Genomic DNA, 19,148 nt, shown 5'->3' with positions numbered 1-19,148 from the left:
CCGCCGTGCCCGAGCCCCGGCATCCGTCATCACCCGACGGCGAGCGCTCGGCGACGGATGCCGCGGGCCTCGGCCCCGCGGACATCGCCGCCGTCCAGCGGCGGACCGTCCGCATCCTGTCGGCCGGCCAGGTCCTGGGCGGCCTGGCGTTCGGGGCCACGGTGTCGCTCGGGGCGGTCCTGGCCGCCGAGGTGTCCGGCGACGAGGCGTTCTCGGGGCTCGCCGCGGCGGCGGTGACCTTCGGCACGGCGCTCCTCGCGGTGCCGCTCGCCGCCTTCGCCCGCAGGCGCGGCCGGCGGCTGTCGCTGGCGACCGGCATGGCGCTCGCACTGATCGGCGTCGTGCTGGTCGTCGTCGCGGCGGGGCTGTCCTCGTTCCCGTTGCTGCTGGCGGCCTTCGGGCTCGTGGGGGCGGGGCAGGCGGTGAACCTGCAGACGCGGTTCGCCGCCGCCGACCTCGCCACCGACGCCACGCGCGGCCGCGACCTGTCGGTGGTGGTGTGGGCGACGACCGTCGGCGCCGTGCTCGGCCCGAATCTCACCGCTCCGGGTGAGGCGCTCGGCGGGCTCGTGGGGATGCCGCCCCTCACGGGGCCGTATCTCATCACCGCCCTCGCCCAGGTGCTGGGCATCCTGCTCTTCCTCACCGCGCTACGGCCGGACCCGCTGCTGCTGGCACAGCGGGTCGTCGCCGCGTCGCGGTCCGAGGAATCCGTCATCGCGAAGCCGGATTCACCCCGGGCTGCCCGCTACGCCGTCTTCGCCATCGCCGCCGCCCACGGCGTCATGGTGTCGATCATGGCGATGACCCCCGTGCACCTGCTGCACCAGGGCGCGTCGCTGACGGTCATCGGGCTCACGATCAGCCTGCACATCGCCGGGATGTACGCCCTCTCGCCCGTCTTCGGCATCCTCGCCGACCGCCTGGGGCGGCTGCCGGTGATCCTCATCGGCCAGGTGATCCTCGCGGCGTCGCTCGTGACGGCATCCTTCGGGCAGGACGCGACCTCGGCAGTGACGGTCGCGCTGATCCTGCTGGGACTCGGCTGGAGCGCGACCACCGTCGCCGGCTCGGCGCTGCTCACCGAGGCCTCCGGTGAGGACCACCGCACGCGCCGGCAGGGGCTCAGCGACCTGGTGATGAGTCTCGTCGGCGCCGTGGGAGCCATCGGGTCGGGGTTCGTCCTGGCCTGGATCGGCTACGGCGGGCTCGCGCTCGTCGTCGGCGTCGCGGTGATCGCCACGGCGGCGCTGGTCGCCCTCGGCCGCGTGCCCGCCGCCGAGGCGGGCCCGCAGGTGCCGGCGGCTCCGGCGGGGCCACCCGCCGCCATCTAGACTTGTGCGGATGCCTGCTTCACCCGATCCCCGCACCACCACCGCGACCGGCGCCGACGTGCGCGTGCGCTTCTGCCCCTCGCCGACCGGCCTGCCGCACGTGGGTCTCATCCGCACCGTGCTGTTCAACTGGGCCTACGCCCGGCACCACGGCGGCACCCTCGTGTTCCGCATCGAGGACACCGACGCCGCGCGCGACAGCGAGGAGAGCTACCAGCAGCTGCTCGAGGCGCTGCGGTGGCTCGAGATCGATTGGGACGAGGGTGTCGAGAAGGGCGGCCCGCACGCCCCGTACCGGCAGTCTCAGCGCCACGACGTCTACCGCGAGGTCCTGGACAAGCTGATCGCCGCCGGCGCCGTGTACGAGAGCTACTCCACGGCCGAAGAGATCGACGCGCGCAACGAGGCCAACGGCCGCGCCAAGCAGCTCGGCTACGACAACTACGACCGCGACCTCACCGAGGAGCAGAAGGCCGCGTTCCGCGCCGAGGGCCGCCAGCCCGCGTGGCGGCTGCGCGTGCCGGACGAGGACCTCACCTACGTCGACCTCATCCGCGGCGAAGTCACCTTCCCCGCCGGGTCCTTCCCCGACTTCGTCCTCGTGCGCGCCGGGGGAGTGCCGCTGTACCCGTTCGTGAACCCCGTCGACGACGCGCTCATGGGCATCACCCACGTCATCCGCGGCGAGGACCTCATGCCCTCCACCGCCCGGCAGTTGGCGCTGTACCGGGCCCTCGTCGACGCCGGCGTCACGACCTTCATCCCGCGCTTCGCCCACATGCCGCTCGTCCTCGGCGAGGTCGGCAACAAGAAGCTGTCCAAGCGCGACCCGAAGGCGGACCTGTTCCTCCAGCGCGAGAAGGGCTTCATCCGCGAGGGCCTGCTGAACTACCTCGCCCTGCTCGGCTGGGCCATCGGCGCGGACCGGGACGTGTTCTCGCTCGACGAGCTCATCGCCGCCTTCGACATCTCGGACGTGAACCCGAACCCGGCCCGCTTCGACCAGAAGAAGGCCGAGTCCATCAACGGCGACCACATCCGGATGCTGGCGCCCGACGACTTCGCCGCGCGCATCGTCCCCTACCTCGCGGCGGCGGGCCTGGTGGCCGACGAGCCGACCGCCGAGCAGCGCGGGCTCATCGCGGCATCCGCCCCGCTCGTGCAGGAGCGCGTGCAGCTGCTGGGCGACGTGACGGGGATGCTCGGCTTCCTCTTCACCGACGACGTCGTCTATCTCGACGACGCCGTGGCGACGCTGCCCGAGAACGCGTCCGAGGTGCTCATCGCCTCGGTGTCCGCCCTCGAGCTGATCCCCGAGGCGGAATTCCGCACGGCGGCGATCCAGGAGGCGCTCTCGAGCGCGCTGATCGACGGCCTGGGGCTGAAGCCGCGCGTCGCCTACGGGCCGCTGCGGGTCGCCCTCAGCGGCCGCCGGGTGTCGCCGCCGCTGTTCGAATCCATGGAGCTGCTCGGCAAGGCCGAGACGATCCGCCGCCTGGGGGCGCTGGTCGCCGCGCGCTGAGCGCCGCGCCCGGCGGACCGGCCGGTTTGGCTGAGCGCGCCGGGTCGATTAGACTCGATCTTCGGCACGGCTTCGGCTGAACGCCTTGGGGTATGGTGTAATTGGCAACACGGCTGATTCTGGTTCAGTTGTTCTTGGTTCGAGTCCAGGTACCCCAGCTTCGAGAAAACCCCCGGGAATCCGGGGGTTTTCTCATTCCCGCACCTCGGTGACGATCTCGCGCGCGAGCGCGGCGAACGCCGGGTCGTCGTCGCTGCGTTCCGCCAGCAGGACGGCGACGGCCGCGGCCCACGCCCGCGCCCTTATCCGGGTCGCCGCGTCGGCGGCCATCGCGTCGAGGAATGCGGCGCGCCCCCGCGGACCGAACACGATCCAGGCGGCGGCCACGTCGTACGCGGGATCGCCGGCGGTCACGTCGCCGAAGTCGACCAGGCCGCGCAGCGCTCCCTGTTCGGCGACGAGGTTCGCCGGATGCACGTCGCCGTGGATCCACACCGGGGCGCCGGGCCACGCCGGCTCGCGGAGTCCGTGCCGCCAGGCGCCTGACAGGGCGGCCGCCTGCGCCCGGGACAGCCGCCCGGACGCCGCGGCGCGGGCGAGTCGGCCGCCGACGACGTCGTCGCGAGCGGCCAGAGGGACTCCGCGGAACGGATTGACGGGGAAGTCTCCGCGTGCGGGCACGTGGAGCGCGGTCAGGGCGGCCGCCAGCGGCACCGCCCACGCGTCGCGGTGGGCGCGCGGGACGGCGATGCCGCTGCCGCCCCGGATCCACGGCACCACCGACCACGGATGGGGGAAGGCAGGTGTCGGCGCGCCGTGAACGAGCGGTGACGGCACCTGGACGCCGGTGGGTGCCAGCCGCTCCGCCACCGCGGGGAGCACCTGCTGCTCGTGGCGGATGAGCTGCGCGGCGGCCGCGCGGCGGGGGAGCCGCACGGCGAGATCGTCGCCGAGGCGCCACATCGAGCAGTCCCAGCCTTCGGGACCCGGCGCCAGGGGAAGGTCCGGCAGACCCGAGCGCACGGCATCCGGATGCCCTCGAAGGAGCCTTCGCACCGTCGCCTCGTCGACGTCGATGTCGGCGGCGGGTGTGTCGGCCATTCCCGAACCCTAGCCGCCTCGCGGCACCCTCCTGCCGAGAGTGTTGTTTTGTGTGGGAATGTGTTGTACTGTGTGGGAAATCCAAGGAGGGGTGCGAATGTACGCAGCGGAGCGTCAGCAGCTCATCGAGCGGCGGCTGCGCGACGACGGCCGCGTGAGCGTCATCGATCTCGCCCAGCGCTTCGACGTGACCACAGAGACCGTCCGCCGCGACCTGGATCAGCTCGAGACCGCCGGCATCCTGCGCCGCGTCCACGGCGGCGCCGTCCCCGCCGGCAGCGGGTCGACGACGGAGCCCACGCTCGCCGAACGTCGGGGCGTTCACGGCGCCGGCAAGTCGGCCATCGGCCGTCAGGCCGCCCAGGCGGTGGGCGAGGGCTTCCGCGGGTCGGTGTACTTCGACGGCGGCACCACCACGGCCGCCGTCGCCCAGCAGCTCGCGCCCCGGCTCGCCTCGGGCCACATCGAGATCGTCACCCACGCACTGAGCCTCGCCGCCGAGCTCGCCGGCTCGCCGGGAACCGCGCTGACCGTGATCGGCGGCCGGGTCCGCCCGGCCACCGCCGCCGCCGTGGGCGCCGAGACCGTGCGCGGCATCGGCATGCTGCGCCCCGACATCGCCTTCGTCGGCGCCAACGGCCTCTCGGCGACGTTCGGTCTGAGCACGCCGGACCCCGACGAAGCCGCCGTGAAGCGGGCGATCGTCCGCGCCGCGCGCCGCGTGGTCGTCGTCGCCGACGGCGAGAAGTTCGGCCGGGAGCTGCTGGTCACCTTCGCCGACCTCGGCGACATCGACGTGCTGGTGACCGACGCCGAGCCCGACGCCGAGCTGTCGGCCGCCCTGCGCGACGCCGACGTCGAGGTGTGGGTCGCATGATCGTCACGCTCACCGCCCATCCGTCGCTCGACCGAGCGGTCGTCCTGCCCTCGCCGCTGCGCCCGGGCGAGGTGCAGGCGGCGACGTCGACCAGGGAGGATGCCGGGGGCAAGGGCATCAACGTCAGCCGCGTGGTCTCGAGTGCGGGTGTCCCCTCGCGCGCGGTCCTGCCGCTGGCCGCCGACGACCCGTTCGAGCGGGCGCTGCGCGCGGCCGGGGTGGACGCGGTGCGGGTGCCGGTGCGCGGTCACGTCCGCGCCAACCTCACCCTCACCGACCCGGCGGGCGTCACCACCAAGATCAATCTGCCCGGCGCCCGCCTGGACGACGCCGAACTCGCCGCCGTCGTCGCCGCCACCGTCGCCGCCGCCCGGGGCGCGACGTGGCTCGTGCTCGCCGGCTCGCTGCCGCCCGGCGCCGCGGCGGGGTTCTACGTCGACGTCATCGCCGCCGTGCGGGCGGCTCTCGGCGCCGGCGCGCCGCGTATCGCCGTGGACACCTCGGGCGAGGCGCTGCGCGCCGTCGTCGCCGGTGGCGCCCCCGACCTCATCAAGCCGAACGAGCACGAGCTGAGCGAGCTGTCCGGCATCGAACTCGACCCGGCGACGCCCCTCGCCGACGACGTGCTGCGGATCGCCCGGCACCTGGTCCCGGGCCGGGTGGCCGCCGCCCTGGTCACCCTCGGGGCCCAGGGCGCGGTGTACGTCGATGCCGAGGGCGCGTGGTCCGCGGCTCCGCCGCCCATCCGGGTCGTCAGCACCGTGGGGGCCGGCGACAGCTCCCTCGCGGGCTTCCTCATCGCCGACGCGGCGGGGGAGGGCCCCGAAGGGGCGCTGGTCAGCGCCATCCGCTACGGCGCCGCCGCCGCCTCGCTCCCCGGCACGCAGGCCCCAGGCCCCGGGGACCTGTCCACCGCCGAGATCCCCGTCACCAGCCTGAACTGATTCCCACACCCACCACCACCACGGAGGTAACCATGTCCGACACCATCACCACGGAGCTCGTCAGCCTCGACGAGAGACTCGGGGACGACAAAGCCGCCGTCATCCGCGCTCTCGCCGACCGCGTCGCCGCGACCGGCCGCGCGACCGACGGCGCGGCGCTGGCCGCCGACGCGTGGGCGCGCGAGCAGAAGGACGAGACGGGGCTGCCCGGTGGCATCGCCATCCCGCACGCCAAGAGCGCCGCCGTCACCCAGCCCTCGCTCGCCTTCGCCCGCCTCTCGCCCGGCGTGGCGTTCGGCGCACCGGACGGCCCGGCGGATCTCGTCTTCCTCATCGCCGCGCCCGAGGGCGCGGCCGAGGCCCACCTGGCCGTGCTGTCCAAGCTCGCCCGCAGCCTCATGCAGGACGACTTCACCGCGGGCCTGCGCGCCGCGCAGTCGCGCGAGGATGTCGTCGCGATCGTCCAGGCCGCCATCGGCGAGGGGCAGGCCCCCGCCGCGGCCCCCGCGCCCGCGCCCGCCGTCGCACCGGCCGCCGCCGACGCAGGCTCGGCCCTCACCATCGACGGCCGTCCCGCGCGCATCGTCGCGGTGACCGCCTGCGCCACGGGGATCGCGCACACCTTCATGGCCGCCGACGCCCTCGTCGCCGCCGGCAAGAAGCACGGCGTGGACGTCGTCGTCGAGCCGCAGGGCTCCAGCGGCTATCAGGCGCTCCCGCGCGATGTCATCGACAACGCCGACGCCGTCATCTTCGCCACCGACGTCGACGTGCGCGAGCCGCAGCGCTTCGCCGGCAAGCCCGTCATCCGCGCGGGCGTCAAGCGCGGCATCGAGCAGCCCGACAAGCTCGTCGCCGACGCGGTGGCCGCCGCCCAGGACCCGAACGCGGTCCGTGTGGCCGGCACCGCGGCGGCAGCGGCGGCCGCGCCCGCCGAGTCGCTGTCGTTCGGTCGCCGCATCCAGCGGATCCTGCTCACCGGCGTCAGCTACATGATCCCGTTCGTCGCCGGCGGCGGTCTGCTGATCGCCCTCGGCTTCCTGCTCGGCGGCTATGACGTCACCGAGAACGCCGGGACGATCATCACCCAGAACTCGCTGTGGAACCTGCCCGCCGGTGGCGAGGACCTGCTGCTGGGCAGCGTCGGCCTCTACCTCGGCTCGGTGTTCTTCATGATCGGGGCGACGTCGATGGGCTTCCTCGTCGCCGCGCTCGCGGGGTACATCGCCTTCGCGATCGCCGACCGCCCGGGCATCGCCCCCGGCTTCGTCGCCGGCGCCGTCGCGGTCCTCATGAACGCGGGCTTCATCGGCGGCATCGTCGGCGGGCTGCTCGCGGGCGTCGTCGCGTGGTGGCTCTCGAGCCTCGCCGCGCCGCGCTGGCTGCGGGGCCTCATGCCGGTGGTGATCATCCCGCTCCTCGCCTCGATCGTCGCGTCGGGCCTCATGATCCTCTTCCTCGGCCGTCCGATCGCGTCGCTGATGGAGGGCCTCACCGCCTGGCTCAACGGCATGGCCGGCACCTCGGGGCTCGTCGTCGTCGGCATCATCCTCGGCCTCATGATGTGCTTCGACCTGGGCGGACCGGTCAACAAGGTCGCCTACGCCTTCGCGACCGCGGGGCTTGCCACCGCATCGGCCGGCAACGCCGCGCCGTACCTGATCATGGCTGCGGTGATGGCGGCGGGCATGGTCCCGCCGCTGGCGATGGCGCTGGCTTCGACGGTCCTGGCCCGCGGCGCCTTCACCCCGGTGGAGCGCGAGAACGGCAAGGCCGCGTGGCTGCTGGGCGCCGCCTTCATCAGCGAGGGCGCGATCCCCTTCGCCGCAGCCGACCCGCTGCGCGTGATCCCCGCCTCGATGGTCGGCGGCGCGGTGACCGGAGCCCTCAGCATGGCCTTCGGCGTGCAGTCGCTGGCGCCCCACGGCGGCATCTTCGTCTTCTTCGCCATCAACCCGGTCTGGGGTTTCCTGATCGCGCTGGCGGCGGGTACGGTCGTGTCGGCCCTCGTCGTCGTCGCGCTGAAGCGCTTCGCGCGGCGCCGGGTCACCACCCCGGCCGACGAGCCGATCCCCGCCGCCGTCGCGGCATGACGTCCGCCAGAATCGAGGAGTAGACATGGCAGAACGCAAAGCCACCATCGCCAGCAGCTCGGGTCTGCACGCCCGGCCCGCGAAGCTGTTCGTGCAGGCGGTGCAAGAGAAGTCGGTTCCCGTGACCATCGCCGTCGACGGCGGTCCCGACCTCAACGCCGGCAGCATCCTGTCCCTCATGGGACTCGGCGCCTCGCAGGGCACGGTCGTCACCCTGAAGGCCGAGGGCGAGGGTGCCGAGCAGGCGCTGGACGAACTGGTCGCCCTGCTCGAGACGGACCTCGACGCGGAGTGACCCGCGTCGCCTGAGCGACGAACCAGAACGGCGGATGCCGCGGCCCGAGCCGCAGCATCCGCCGTTTCGCGCGGGTGCCGGATGACTCACACGTCGGTGCTGTCGCCCGGATCGAGGGCGAGGAACTCCCCACCGCCCTGCTCGGTGGCCCAGGACAGGCGCGCGCGCCCCATGTCGCGGCCGATGCGCGACAGCGTCATGTCGTGCGTCCCGAACGCCTGGCGGGGCGCGACCGCGAGCACGAAGTCCATCGCCTCGCCGATCTTCAGCCACGGAGCGCCGACGGGGGCGGCCAGCAGCTTGACCTCGACGCCGTCGGGCACGGCGCACGAGTCGCCGGGGTAGTAGAAGGCGTCGTTGACGAGCACGCCGACGTTGTCGATCACGGGGATCGACTCGTGGATGACCGCGTGCCTGCCGCCGAAGAACGCCAGCCGGAAGGGCTCGACCATCACCTCGTCACCGGGGGCGACCTCGTGCACGTCGATGTCGCCCGCGGCCGCCACCACGCCGGCGGGACCGTAGACGAGGGCGTCGGGGAACTTCTTCAGGATCCGCTCGAGGTGGTCGGGAGTCCAGTGGTCCGGATGCTCGTGGGTGATGACCACCGCGACGACCTGCTCCAGCTCCGACAGGGGCGCGGTGAACGATCCCGGATCGACCACGAGGGTCTTGCCGGCTTCCTGCAGCGTGAGGGTCGCGTGCTCGAATTTGGTGACTCGCATGTGCCGAGTCAACCGCCGGCGCGGGCGGCGCGGCAAGCACCCGTCTCGATTTGGCGGGTGTGGAATCGCATGCCATAATCGAACGGTTGCGTAAGCGGCCCCATCGTATAGCGGCCTAGTACGCCGCCCTCTCACGGCGGTAACGCGGGTTCGAATCCCGCTGGGGTCACCAACACCGAAGAGCCGGTCCGAAAGGACCGGCTCTTCGGCTTTTCCGGGCATCAGCCGGCTTCGGCGCGCCGCCGGCTGCGACGCCGGCGGACGATCCGCACGAGGGCCCACGCGCCCAGGCCGATCAGCCCCAGGACCACGATCCACGGCAGGAGGAAGCCGAGGGCGATGACGATGCCGTTGAGGGTCGCGATCAGCCCGTTCCAGCCCGCCGCGAGGCCGTCGCCGAAGCCGGCGGGGTCGGCCTCGGCGATCTCGACGTCCGGGACCAGCGTGACCGTCAGCGACGACATCGAGACCTGCCGCTCGAGCCACTCCAGCTCGCTCTGGTAGGACTCCAGCATCGCCTGCCGGTCCGAGAGGGCGGTCTCGGCGGCGATGAGGTCGGACAGGTCCCCGGCCTCCTTCATGAGGGCCGTCAGGCGGTCCACGGACGCCTGTGCGGCGTCGATGCGGGCGCGCAGATCCCGTGCCTGATCCGAGACGTCCTGGCGGTTCACCGTCGAGCTGGTGACCTCGCCGAGCTCGGACAGCTCGTCGGTCAGGCCCGACAGCTCGGCCGAGGGCACGCGCACGGTGATCCAAGCCCCCTCGGGCGCGTAGGGGTAGTAGACGGCGTCCCCGTCGGTGATGACGCCCGGCTCCGTCCCGGCGCGCGTGTCGGGCACCGAGACGTCCACGTTCATCGACTCGACGTAGCCCTGCCGGGCCTCGGCGGCCTTCGCGATCTCGCGGGCCGCGTCCGAAACGTCGGGCACAACCAGCCTCGCGGCAGCCGTCGTCACCATCTCGCGGCCGCCGTCGAGGTCCCCGCCGGACTCGTCGCCGGACTCAGCGCTCGCGCCGCCTCCGCTGCTGTCCGCAGCCCCGCCGTCGGCGGCCCATCCATCGGGGACGCCGGAGTCGTACTGGGGGGCCACGGCGCTGCCGCCGGCGCCGTCCGCGACGCCGAGCACGCCGCCGAGATTCGGCGCGATGACGGCGGCGACGGCGATGACCGCTGCCGCGGCGCCGCCCGCGACCCACCACGTGCCGCGGCGCCGGCGTCTCGCGGCGGTCGCGGCACGATCGCGCGCGATGCCGGCGAACAGCTCCTGCTCGATGACCTCGATGCGTTCGTCGTCGAGCGGGGGAAGATCGCCGGCGACGGGATGCTGGATGTTCATGTGCTCTCCTTCACGCTCGTCCGCAGCCGCGTGCGGATCCGGGAGAGACGATTGCGCACCACCGCGTGGCCGACCCCGAGCTCATCGGCGGCGGCCTGATAGGCATATCCCTCGGTCGCGCAGAGCCGGAAGATCTCGCGGTCGAGCTCGCTGAGCCGGCCCACCTCCCGCAAGATGCGCGCGGCGAGGTCCGCCGCGATCACCTGCTGCTCGACGTCGACGGTGTCGCGGAGGGTCTCGTCGGCGGCGGCCTCGGTGTGCACGCGGTCCCGGGCGAGCCGGCGGATGCGGTTGGCGGCCTGGAACCGGCAGATGGTGGCGAGCCACGGCAGCAGCGACTCCCCGGCCAGCTCCAGATCCGGCAGCTTGCGCCACGCCGCCAGGAAGGTCTCCTGCGTGACGTCCTCGGCGTCCGACGCCGTTCCCACGAGGCCGTGCGCGATCCAGTAGACCGGTCGCACGTATGCCCGGTACAGCGTCCGGAAGGCGTGCTCGCTGCCGCCGGCGGCGCTTCGCACCAGTTCGGCGTCGTCCACCACGTCCTCGCTCATCGGCGCATCCCCGGCTCGCCACCGCCTCCGCGCGGCGGGTGTGATCATTGTCTCTCACCGGAGGAGTGTCGCCGGGGAGCGTTTCGTCTCGTGTTCTGCGACCTCGGATGCCGGCATCCAGCGGGGTATCCTCGTTGTTCCTCCCCCTTCTTCTTCGAAAGGCTCCCGTGGGCTTCGAGATCCCCGCCTGGTTCCAGATCGGCGCGCTGGTCGTGCTGAGCCTCATCCTGGTCGCCGACCTGCTGCTCATCCTGAAGCGGCCGCACATCCCCTCGATGAAAGAGGCGACCCTGTGGGTCGTCTTCTACGTCTCGCTCGCGCTGATCTTCTCGGTCGTGATGCTGTGGGTGACGGCGAGCCCCGACGCGATGGGCGAGTTCATCGCCGGCTGGCTCACCGAATACAGCCTGTCGGTGGACAACCTCTTCGTGTTCGTCCTGCTGATGAGCCAGTTCGCCGTGCCCCGTCGCTATCAGCAGGAGGTCCTGATGGTGGGGATCATCATCGCGCTCGTCCTGCGCGGGATCTTCATCCTGCTGGGGGCGACCCTCATCGAGAACTTCAGCTGGATCTTCTACCTCTTCGGGCTGTTCCTGGTCTACACCGCGTGGCGCCAGGCCTTCCCCGGCAAGCACGAGGACGACGCCCAGGCCGAGACCGGCATCGTGCGCTTCCTCCGCCGCTTCATCGACATCAGCGACGAGTACGACGGCTCGAAGCTGCGCACGGTCGTCGCGGGCAAGAAGATGTGGACGCCGATGATCCTCGTCTTCATCGCCATCGGCTTCACCGACCTGGTCTTCGCGATCGACTCCATCCCCGCGATCTTCGGCATCACCCAGAGCCCGTTCATCGTCTTCACCGCGAACCTCTTCGCGCTCATGGGGCTGCGCCAGCTGTACTTCCTGCTCGGCGGCCTGCTGGACCGCCTGAAGTACCTGCACTACGGCATCGCGTTCATCCTGGCCTTCATCGGCGTGAAGCTGTTCTTCCACGCGCTGCACGTCAACGAGCTGCCGTTCATCAACAACGGCGAGCACGTCGAGTGGGCGCCCGAGATCTCGACGTGGGTGTCGCTCGCGGTGATCGTCGCCGCCATGATCGTCGCCACCGGCGCGAGCCTGGTCTCTTCTCGGCGGGCGGCGGAAGCGACGACGGATGCCGGTGGCCCCGCCCTCCCCGACGGATCCGGGGCCTCGCGCGCCGAGGAGGCGGCGGCGGTCGTGGCCGACGAGAAGGGCACGCCCCCCACCGTCGAGCAGCCGCCGAGCCCCGACCGCCGCTGACGGCGCGCGGATCGTGCGGTGCTACCCTGGGCGAGTGCGGATCGCTGGCCTCCTCCTTAGCGGCCGCGGCGAGTCCTCGTTCTAGGCCTCACTCGTCGCGGAGTCCGTCGCGGGCCGACAGCCACCGGGCACAGTCCCCTTCCGAGGAGAGAACGACTGCAATGAGCACCACCGCCGGCATCCCCGATCGCCCCCGCACCCTCGCCGAGAAGGTGTGGGACGACCACGTCGTGGTCAGGGGCGAGCACGGTCAGCCCGACCTGATCTACATCGATCTGCACCTCGTGCACGAGGTCACCAGCCCCCAGGCCTTCGACGGGCTGCGCGCCGAGGGCCGTCCGGTCCGCCGCCTCGACCTCACGATCGCCACCGAGGATCACAACACCCCGACGCTCGACATCGACAAGCCGATCGCCGACCCCACCAGCCGCACCCAGATCGAGACACTGCGGCGCAACGCGGCCGAGTTCGGCGTGCGGCTGCACTCGCTCGGCGACCGCGAGCAGGGCATCGTGCACGTGGTCGGCCCTCAGCTCGGGCTGACCATGCCCGGCATCACCGTCGTGTGCGGCGACTCGCACACCTCGACCCACGGCGCCTTCGGCGCGATGGCCTTCGGGATCGGGACCAGCGAGGTCGAGCATGTCCTGGCCACCCAGACGCTGCCGCTGAAGCCCTTCAAGACCATGGCGATCACCGTCGAGGGCGAACTGCGCCCCGGCGTGACGGCGAAGGACATCATCCTCGCCGTCATCGCCAAGATCGGCACCAACGGCGGCCAGGGCTACGTGCTGGAGTTCCGCGGCAGCGCGATCCGCTCGCTGTCGATGGAGGGGCGCATGACGATGTGCAACATGTCCATCGAGGCCGGCGCCCGCGCGGGCATGGTCGCCCCCGACGAGACGACGTTCGCCTACCTGAAGGGCCGTCCGCACGCCCCCGAGGGACAGGACTGGGACGACGCGGTGGCGTACTGGCGGACCCTCCCGTCCGACGAGGGCGCGGTCTACGACGCCGGGGTCTTCCTCGACGCCGACGAGCTCGAGCCCTTCGTGACGTGGGGCACCAACCCCGGGCAGGGCGTGTCGCTGAGCGACGCCGTGCCGGATCCGTCCGGCATCGCCGATCCGGGGGAGCGGGCCGCCGCCGAGCGCGCCCTGGAGTACATGGACCTGCGCGCCGGCACCCCCATGAAGCAGATCCCCGTGGATGCCGTCTTCATGGGCTCGTGCACCAACAGCCGCATCGAGGACCTGCGCGCCTTCGCGTCGGTCGTCAAGGGCCGCCGCAAGGCGGAGGGCGTCCGCGTCATGGTCGTCCCGGGCTCGGCGCGCGTGCGTTTGGAGGCCGAGGCCGAGGGCCTCGACAGGATCTTCGAGGAGTTCGGCGCCGAATGGCGCTTCGCGGGCTGCTCGATGTGCCTGGGGATGAACCCCGACCAGCTGGCTCCCGGGGAGCGCTGCGCGTCCACGTCCAACCGCAACTTCGAAGGACGCCAGGGCAAGGGCGGTCGCACCCACCTCGTCTCGCCCCTCGTGGCCGCGGCCACGGCGGTGCGCGGCACGCTCTCGAGCCCCGCCGACCTGGATGCCGGCATCCCGGCGGACATCACCGCGCACAGCGCCCGAGCGGAGGCCTGACATGGACGCCTTCACCACCCACACCGGCGTCGTCGCCCCGCTCAAGCGCTCCGCGGTCGACACCGACCAGATCATCCCCGCCGTCTACCTCAAGCGCGTCACCAAGACCGGCTTCGAGGACGCGCTGTTCGCCAACTGGCGGCAGGATCCGGAGTTCGTCCTGAACCAGCCGGCGTTCGCCGGGGCCAGCATCCTGGTGGCAGGCCCCGACTTCGGCACCGGCTCCAGCCGCGAGCACGCGGTCTGGGCGCTGCGCGACTACGGCTTCGCGGTCGTGCTGAGCCCGAAGTTCGCCGACATCTTCCGCGGCAACGCCGGCAAGCAGGGGCTCGTCACCGGGGTCGTGTCGGAGTCCGACATCGAGGCCGTGTGGGCCCGCGTCGAGGCGGAGCCCGGCGTGAGCATGACGGTCGACCTCGAGGCGCGCACCGCCGTCCTCGGTGACCTCACGGTGCCTTTCGACATCGATGATTACACTAGGTGGCGGCTTCTCGAAGGGCTCGACGACATCGGGCTCACGCTGCGCAACGAGGAATCCATCGCGCAGTTCGAGGCGCGCCGCGAGGCGTGGCGGCCGCGGACGCTCCCCGTCCGCTGAGCCGGATGCGACGGCCATCGACGGCCGGCGCATCGACAGCCACGCTCGATGACACAAGTGAGGTCCACCGGATGAAGTCGCTGCTCAGCGTTGATCCCGCCGACTCGGCGAACCCGGCCGATTCGGCCAGCCAGAGGGACGTCAAGGGCGAGACCCTGCGGATCCGGGGCGGGCGACCGCTCACCGGCCGCGTCGAGGTCAAGGGGGCGAAGAACCTCGCCACCAAGGCGATGGTCGCCGCGCTCCTGGGCGAGACGGCGAGCACCCTGCGCGATGTCCCCGACATCAGCGACGTGCAGGTCGTCCGTTCGCTGCTCGAGGTGCACGGCGTACTCGTCACCGAGGGCGACGAGCCGGGGAGCATGGTCTTCGACCCGAGCGGCGCCGTGTCGGCGCACTTCGAGGAGATCGACGCCCACGCCGGCGCCTCCCGCATCCCGATCCTCTTCTGCGGGCCGCTGCTGCACCTGCTGGGCGAGGCGCTCATCCCCGACCTCGGCGGCTGCCGCATCGGCGACCGTCCGATCAACTTCCACATGGATGCGCTGCGCGCGTTCGGGGCGATCGTCGACAAGACCTACGAAGGCATCCGGATCACCGCCCCCGACGGGCTGACCGGCGCCCGGATCGACCTGCCCTACCCGAGCGTCGGCGCCACCGAGCAGGTGCTGCTGACCGCGGTGAAGGCCCGCGGCACCACGGAGCTGCGAAACGCCGCGATCGAGCCCGAGATCATGGATCTCATCGCGGTGCTGCAGAAGATGGGCGCGATCATCTCGTACGAGCCCAACCGCGTCATCCTGATCGAGGGGGTCGAGACGCTCCGCGGCTACGACCACCGCTGCATCTTCGACCGCAACGAGGCGGCATCCTGGGCGTGCGCCGCTCTGGCCACCGACGGCGACATCTTCGTCGGCGGAGCGCGGCAGCAGGAGATGCTGACCTTCCTCAACGTCTTCCGCAAGGCCGGCGGATGGTTCGACGTCCGCGAGGACGGCATCCAGTTCCGCCGCGGCGGGCCGCTCAAGCCCGTCATGGTCGAGACCGACGTGCACCCGGGCTTCATGACCGACTGGCAGCAGCCCCTCATCGTCGCCCTCACCCAGGCCGAGGGGCGCTCGGTCGTCCACGAGACCGTGTACGAGAACCGCCTGGGGTTCACCGCGGCGCTCGTGCAGATGGGCGCTGACATCGTCGTCCACCCCGATGGCATCGCCAGTGCCGATCGGCGCGTGCCCCGGCGCGCGCTGGAGCAGGCGGCCGTCATCAACGGCCCCACCCCGCTCCACGGCGCCGACGTCGAGGTCCCGGACCTGCGCGGCGGCTACAGCTACGTCATCGCCGCGCTGGCGGCGGAGGGGGAGTCGATCGTGCGCAACGTCGGCATCATCCGCCGCGGGTACGAGAAGTTCTTCGCCAAGCTCGACGCCCTCGGCGCCGACTTCGACGTCATCGGCTGAGCGTGGCGACCTCCCGGCCGCGGGCTTCCCAGGAGAAGACCCGCCCCAGCCTGTTCTGGCCGCTCGCGGCCATCGTCATCCCGCTCACCGGGCTGCTCGCGCGCATCGAGGTCCGCGGCGCCGAGAAGCTGCCGCGCTCGGGGGCCTTCATCCTCGCCCCCAACCACGTCAGCGAGATCGACCCGATCATCGTCGCGGTCGCGGTGTGGCGCATGGGACGCGCTCCGCGCTTCATGGCGAAGGAGAGCCTCTTCCGCGTCCCGCTGCTCGGCGCGATCCTGCGCGCAACCGGCATGATCCCGGTCGCGCGCGCCGCGTCGCAGTCGTCCTCGCGTCAGACGATGGCGGCCTCCGAGACGCTGGTCGCGCACGGCCGCGGCGTCATCGTGTATCCCGAGGGCTCGCTCACCCGTGACCCGGCGCTGTGGCCGATGCGCGGCAAGACCGGTGCGGTCCGGCTCGCCCTCAGCGGCGGCATCCCGGTGATCCCCCTCGCCCACTGGGGCGTGCAAGAGATCCTGCCGCGCTACGGCAAGCTGCGCGTGTGGCCGCTGCGCAAGCGTGTGCAGGTCTCGGTGGGCGACCCCGTCGACCTTTCGGAGTTCGCCGGTCGCGGGCAGCAGCCCGCTGTGCTGTCGCAGGCGACGGACAAGGTGATGGCAGCCATCGCGGCGGAGCTCGCGGTCCTTCGCGGCGAGCCGGCGCCGGCAACCCGCTGGAACCCCGCCGAGCACGGGCAGAAGGAGACCGGTCGCCTTGAGCCGTAGATACGACGCCAGGCCCGCACCGCTCCCGCGCGTCGCCGTGCTCGGTGCCGGCAGCTGGGGGACCACCTTCGGCAAGATCCTCGCGGACGGCGGCGCCGATGTGATCATGTGGGCGCGCCGCCCCGAGCTCGCCCACGAGATCCGCGAGGCCAAGCGCAACAGCGAATACCTGCCCGGCATCAACCTGCCGCGGGGGATGAGCGCCACGCACCACCTGTCCGAGGCGCTGGACGGCGCCGAGCAGGTGTACCTGTCGGTGCCCAGCCAGTCGCTGCGCGAGAACCTGAAGGCCGTGCGTCCCCTGGTGGCATCCTCGGACGTCCCCATCGTGTCGCTCATGAAGGGCGTCGAGCGCCGCACGGGGCTGCGCATGAGCCAGGTGATCGAGCAGGAGCTGCACTGCGATCCAGCGCGCATCGCCGTGGCCTCGGGACCGAACCTCGCGCTCGAGATCGCGCGCGAGCAGCCCACCGCCGCCGTCATCTCGTCGACCAGCCAGGAGACCGCGGATGCCGTGGCGCGGCGGGCCCGCAACCGCTACTTCCGCAGCTTCGTGAACACCGACGTCATCGGCACCGAGTTCGGCGGCGTGCTGAAGAACCTCATCGCGGTGGCGATCGGCATCGTCGACGGCGTGGGGTACGGCGAGAACACCAAGGCCTCGATCATCACCCGCGGACTGGTGGAGATGACCGACTTCGCCGTCGCGCAGGGGGCGCACCCCGAGACCCTGCAGGGGCTCGCGGGGCTCGGCGACCTCATCGCGACCTGCCAGTCGCCCCTCAGCCGCAACAACACCGCCGGGCGCCTGCTCGGTCAGGGCTACCGCTTCGACGACGTCGTCAAGCAGATGAACCAGACCGCAGAGGGGCTCGCATCCGTCGCGCCCGTGCTGCAGCTGGCGCGCGAGGTGGGCGTGGAGATGCCCATCGTCGAGCAGGTGAAGATGGTGCTGGACGGCACCATGAACCCGCGCGACATCGCGCCGCACCTCACGACAGACGACGACACCCCGCAGGGGGAGAGGACGCAGAATGGACAGGCCGGCGGTGGCGGTGCTCTTTGGCGGTCGCTCCAGCGAGCACTCGATCAGCTCCGCAACGGCGGGAGGGGTGCTGCGGGCGATCGACCGTGACCGCTTCCGGGTGATCCCGATCGGCATCACCCGCGACGGCGCGTACGTCCTCGAGGACGACGACCCCGGCAAGTTCGCCCTGGACCCAGAGCAGCTGCCCGAGGTCGCCGACAACGGCACCCGCATCCGCTGGCCCGAATCGGCCGCGTCGCGGGAGCTGCGCGTCGTGGACGCCGACGGCGAGCGCTCGCTCGGCGACGTGGATGTCGTGCTGCCCATCCTGCACGGCCGCTTCGGCGAGGACGGCACCATCCAGGGCTTCCTCGAGCTGCTCGGCATCCCGTATGCCGGCGCCGGAGTGCTGATGTCGGCCATCGGGATGGACAAGCACACCACCAAGAGCGTGCTGCGCTCGGCGGGCGTGCCGGTCGTGCCGTGGGTGACCCTGTCGCGGACGACCCGCACCCGGGACCGCGAGCTGTGGGAGCCGCAGGTGCGCGCGCTCGGCCTGCCCGTCTTCGTCAAGCCGGCCCGCGCCGGGTCGAGCGTCGGTGTGTCGAAGGTCTCGGCATGGGACGAGCTGGAGGGGGCGCTCGACGTCGCCTTCGCCGAGGACGGCACCGTCCTCATCGAGCAGTCCATCACCGGGCGCGAGCTCGAGTGCGGCGTGCTGGAGTCCCCGGGCGGCGCCCTTCCGCGCGTCAGCGTGGCAGGCGAGATCGTCATCACCGGCCGGGAGTTCTACGACTTCGAGGCGAAGTACCTCGGCGCCCCCGGGATCGACCTCGTGTGCCCCGCCGTCCTCGGCGACGGCGAGCTCGCCGAGATGCAGCGGATCGCGGTGCGCGCGTTCGAGGCGGTCGGCGGCGAGGGACTCGCGCGCGTGGACTTCTTCTTCACCGGCAGCGAGTTCTACGTCAACGAGGTGAACACGATGCCCGGCTTCACGCCGATCTCGATGTTCCCCACGTGCTGGATCGCGTCGGGGATGACCTATCCGGACCTCATCTCGGACCTCATCGACACCGCACTCAAGCGCTCGGCCGGCTAGCTACCCTTCGGCGGCGTCGTCGAGGCCCTCGGGGTCGGTGCACGCGCCCGTGCGCGGCAGCGTGCCGACCGCTCCGGCGAGCGCGTCGAGCACCTCGTTGGGCGAGACGACCTCGTTGTCGAGATAGACCTGCGCCGCCGGCATCCGCCCATAGGTCGTCAGGCGGAACCGCGGCGACTCCGATTCGTCCACCAGCCAGTCGACGCCGCCGATCGTGATGCAGCGATCGGTGGTGGGACCGGGGGGCTCCAGGCCGCACGTCAGCAGCACCGCGGCGGGGTCGCCCCACGCGCCGGTGGCCTGCGCGTCCGTCCAGCGCCGCTCCTGTCCGTCCACGGCGTCGGGGAGCCGCACGACGACCTCGGCGCACGCCGGGTCCTCGGCCTGCGGGGCGGGCTGCATCGCCACCGTCGACGAGCATCCGGCGAGCGATGTCGCCAGTGCCGCGGCGACGAGGGCGGCGGTCAGGCGACGGGCGGGGACGGGCACCCC

18 protein-coding genes and 2 tRNA genes are annotated in these 19,148 nt (G+C 72.0%); 15 read left to right on the top strand and 5 right to left on the bottom strand.

Annotated features, from left to right (window positions below):
- Positions 1-5 precede the first annotated feature (5 nt).
- From ACYVF4_RS02055 to ACYVF4_RS02045, 3 genes are all read left to right on the top strand, one after another.
- A complete protein-coding gene (locus tag ACYVF4_RS02055; RefSeq protein ID WP_460719242.1) occupies positions 6-1,334 on the top strand; it encodes an MFS transporter in 1,329 nt (442 codons plus the stop codon).
- 10 nt (positions 1,335-1,344) lie between these two features.
- The gene (gene gltX / locus ACYVF4_RS02050) at positions 1,345-2,856 is read left to right on the top strand and encodes a glutamate--tRNA ligase (RefSeq protein ID WP_460719240.1); all 1,512 of its coding nucleotides are present in this window, start codon (positions 1,345-1,347) and stop codon (positions 2,854-2,856) included.
- An 86-nt stretch (positions 2,857-2,942) separates the two neighbouring features.
- Positions 2,943-3,014 (top strand) — tRNA-Gln (locus tag ACYVF4_RS02045).
- Positions 3,015-3,048: 34 nt separating this feature from the next.
- Here ACYVF4_RS02045 and ACYVF4_RS02040 read toward each other — a convergent pair.
- Complete coding sequence (locus tag ACYVF4_RS02040; RefSeq protein ID WP_460719238.1) at positions 3,049-3,957, bottom strand: phosphotransferase; 909 nt, start codon at positions 3,955-3,957, stop codon at positions 3,049-3,051.
- 97 nt (positions 3,958-4,054) lie between these two features.
- Between ACYVF4_RS02040 and ACYVF4_RS02035 the strand changes: the two genes are divergently transcribed.
- The 4 genes from ACYVF4_RS02035 to ACYVF4_RS02020 are packed head-to-tail and all read left to right on the top strand — an operon-like array spanning position 4,055 to position 8,166.
- A complete protein-coding gene (locus ACYVF4_RS02035) occupies positions 4,055-4,834 on the top strand; it encodes a DeoR/GlpR family DNA-binding transcription regulator (protein WP_460720725.1) in 780 nt (259 codons plus the stop codon).
- Positions 4,831-5,778 carry a 1-phosphofructokinase family hexose kinase gene (locus ACYVF4_RS02030; protein WP_460719236.1) on the top strand — a complete coding sequence of 316 codons (948 nt, stop codon included), beginning with the start codon at positions 4,831-4,833 and terminating at the stop codon, positions 5,776-5,778. The genes ACYVF4_RS02035 and ACYVF4_RS02030 overlap by 4 nt, the downstream gene beginning before the upstream one ends.
- A gap of 32 nt (positions 5,779-5,810) precedes the next feature.
- Positions 5,811-7,871 (top strand): PTS fructose transporter subunit IIABC, encoded by a 2,061-nt coding sequence (locus tag ACYVF4_RS02025; RefSeq protein WP_460719234.1) that lies wholly within the window; start codon positions 5,811-5,813, stop codon positions 7,869-7,871.
- A 25-nt stretch (positions 7,872-7,896) separates the two neighbouring features.
- Positions 7,897-8,166, top strand: coding sequence for an HPr family phosphocarrier protein (locus ACYVF4_RS02020; protein WP_460719232.1), 270 nt, complete (start codon positions 7,897-7,899; stop codon positions 8,164-8,166).
- An 86-nt stretch (positions 8,167-8,252) separates the two neighbouring features.
- Here the strand turns inward: ACYVF4_RS02020 and ACYVF4_RS02015 are convergent, their stop codons facing one another.
- A complete protein-coding gene (locus ACYVF4_RS02015; RefSeq protein ID WP_460719230.1) occupies positions 8,253-8,891 on the bottom strand; it encodes an MBL fold metallo-hydrolase in 639 nt (212 codons plus the stop codon).
- 96 nt (positions 8,892-8,987) lie between these two features.
- Between ACYVF4_RS02015 and ACYVF4_RS02010 the strand changes: the two genes are divergently transcribed.
- Positions 8,988-9,063, top strand: a tRNA-Glu gene (locus ACYVF4_RS02010).
- A gap of 49 nt (positions 9,064-9,112) precedes the next feature.
- Here ACYVF4_RS02010 and ACYVF4_RS02005 read toward each other — a convergent pair.
- Together ACYVF4_RS02005 and ACYVF4_RS02000 are read right to left on the bottom strand one after the other, a co-directional pair.
- The gene (locus tag ACYVF4_RS02005) at positions 9,113-10,228 is read right to left on the bottom strand and encodes a DUF4349 domain-containing protein (RefSeq protein WP_460719228.1); all 1,116 of its coding nucleotides are present in this window, start codon (positions 10,226-10,228) and stop codon (positions 9,113-9,115) included.
- On the bottom strand, positions 10,225-10,779 hold the full coding sequence (locus ACYVF4_RS02000) for an RNA polymerase sigma factor (RefSeq protein WP_460719226.1): 555 nt from the start codon (positions 10,777-10,779) through the stop codon (positions 10,225-10,227). Before ACYVF4_RS02000 ends, ACYVF4_RS02005 begins: the two co-directional genes overlap by 4 nt.
- A 167-nt stretch (positions 10,780-10,946) precedes the next feature.
- Here ACYVF4_RS02000 and ACYVF4_RS01995 point away from each other — a divergent pair, with 167 nt between their 5' ends.
- The 7 genes from ACYVF4_RS01995 to ACYVF4_RS01965 all read left to right on the top strand — a co-directional run bounded on the left by ACYVF4_RS01995 (position 10,947) and on the right by ACYVF4_RS01965 (position 18,656).
- Entirely contained in the window at positions 10,947-12,065 is a 1,119-nt protein-coding gene (locus ACYVF4_RS01995; RefSeq protein WP_460719224.1) for a TerC family protein, read from the top strand.
- A gap of 161 nt (positions 12,066-12,226) precedes the next feature.
- Positions 12,227-13,705, top strand: a complete 1,479-nt coding sequence (gene leuC / locus ACYVF4_RS01990; RefSeq protein WP_460719222.1) for a 3-isopropylmalate dehydratase large subunit — start codon at positions 12,227-12,229, stop codon at positions 13,703-13,705.
- 1 nt (position 13,706) lies between these two features.
- Entirely contained in the window at positions 13,707-14,303 is a 597-nt protein-coding gene (leuD, locus tag ACYVF4_RS01985) for a 3-isopropylmalate dehydratase small subunit (RefSeq protein WP_460719220.1), read from the top strand.
- Positions 14,304-14,374: 71 nt separating this feature from the next.
- Positions 14,375-15,763: a UDP-N-acetylglucosamine 1-carboxyvinyltransferase gene (gene murA / locus ACYVF4_RS01980; RefSeq protein WP_460719218.1), complete on the top strand. Its 1,389-nt coding sequence runs from the start codon at positions 14,375-14,377 to the stop codon at positions 15,761-15,763.
- Positions 15,760-16,530 (top strand): lysophospholipid acyltransferase family protein, encoded by a 771-nt coding sequence (locus ACYVF4_RS01975; protein WP_460720723.1) that lies wholly within the window; start codon positions 15,760-15,762, stop codon positions 16,528-16,530. Before murA ends, ACYVF4_RS01975 begins: the two co-directional genes overlap by 4 nt.
- Positions 16,520-17,665: an NAD(P)H-dependent glycerol-3-phosphate dehydrogenase gene (locus ACYVF4_RS01970; RefSeq protein ID WP_460719216.1), complete on the top strand. Its 1,146-nt coding sequence runs from the start codon at positions 16,520-16,522 to the stop codon at positions 17,663-17,665. The genes ACYVF4_RS01975 and ACYVF4_RS01970 overlap by 11 nt, the downstream gene beginning before the upstream one ends.
- Positions 17,565-18,656: a D-alanine--D-alanine ligase family protein gene (locus ACYVF4_RS01965; protein ID WP_460719215.1), complete on the top strand. Its 1,092-nt coding sequence runs from the start codon at positions 17,565-17,567 to the stop codon at positions 18,654-18,656. The genes ACYVF4_RS01970 and ACYVF4_RS01965 overlap by 101 nt, the downstream gene beginning before the upstream one ends.
- On the opposite strand, the gene ACYVF4_RS01960 is transcribed toward ACYVF4_RS01965, so the two are convergent.
- Positions 18,657-19,145, bottom strand: a complete 489-nt coding sequence (locus ACYVF4_RS01960) for a DUF3515 family protein (protein ID WP_460719213.1) — start codon at positions 19,143-19,145, stop codon at positions 18,657-18,659.
- Positions 19,146-19,148 lie beyond the last annotated feature (3 nt).

The organism is Microbacterium aureliae (assembly GCF_054780155.1).
The sequence above is the reverse complement of the archived record's forward strand: the minus strand, read 5'-3'. Positions and strand labels throughout refer to the sequence as shown.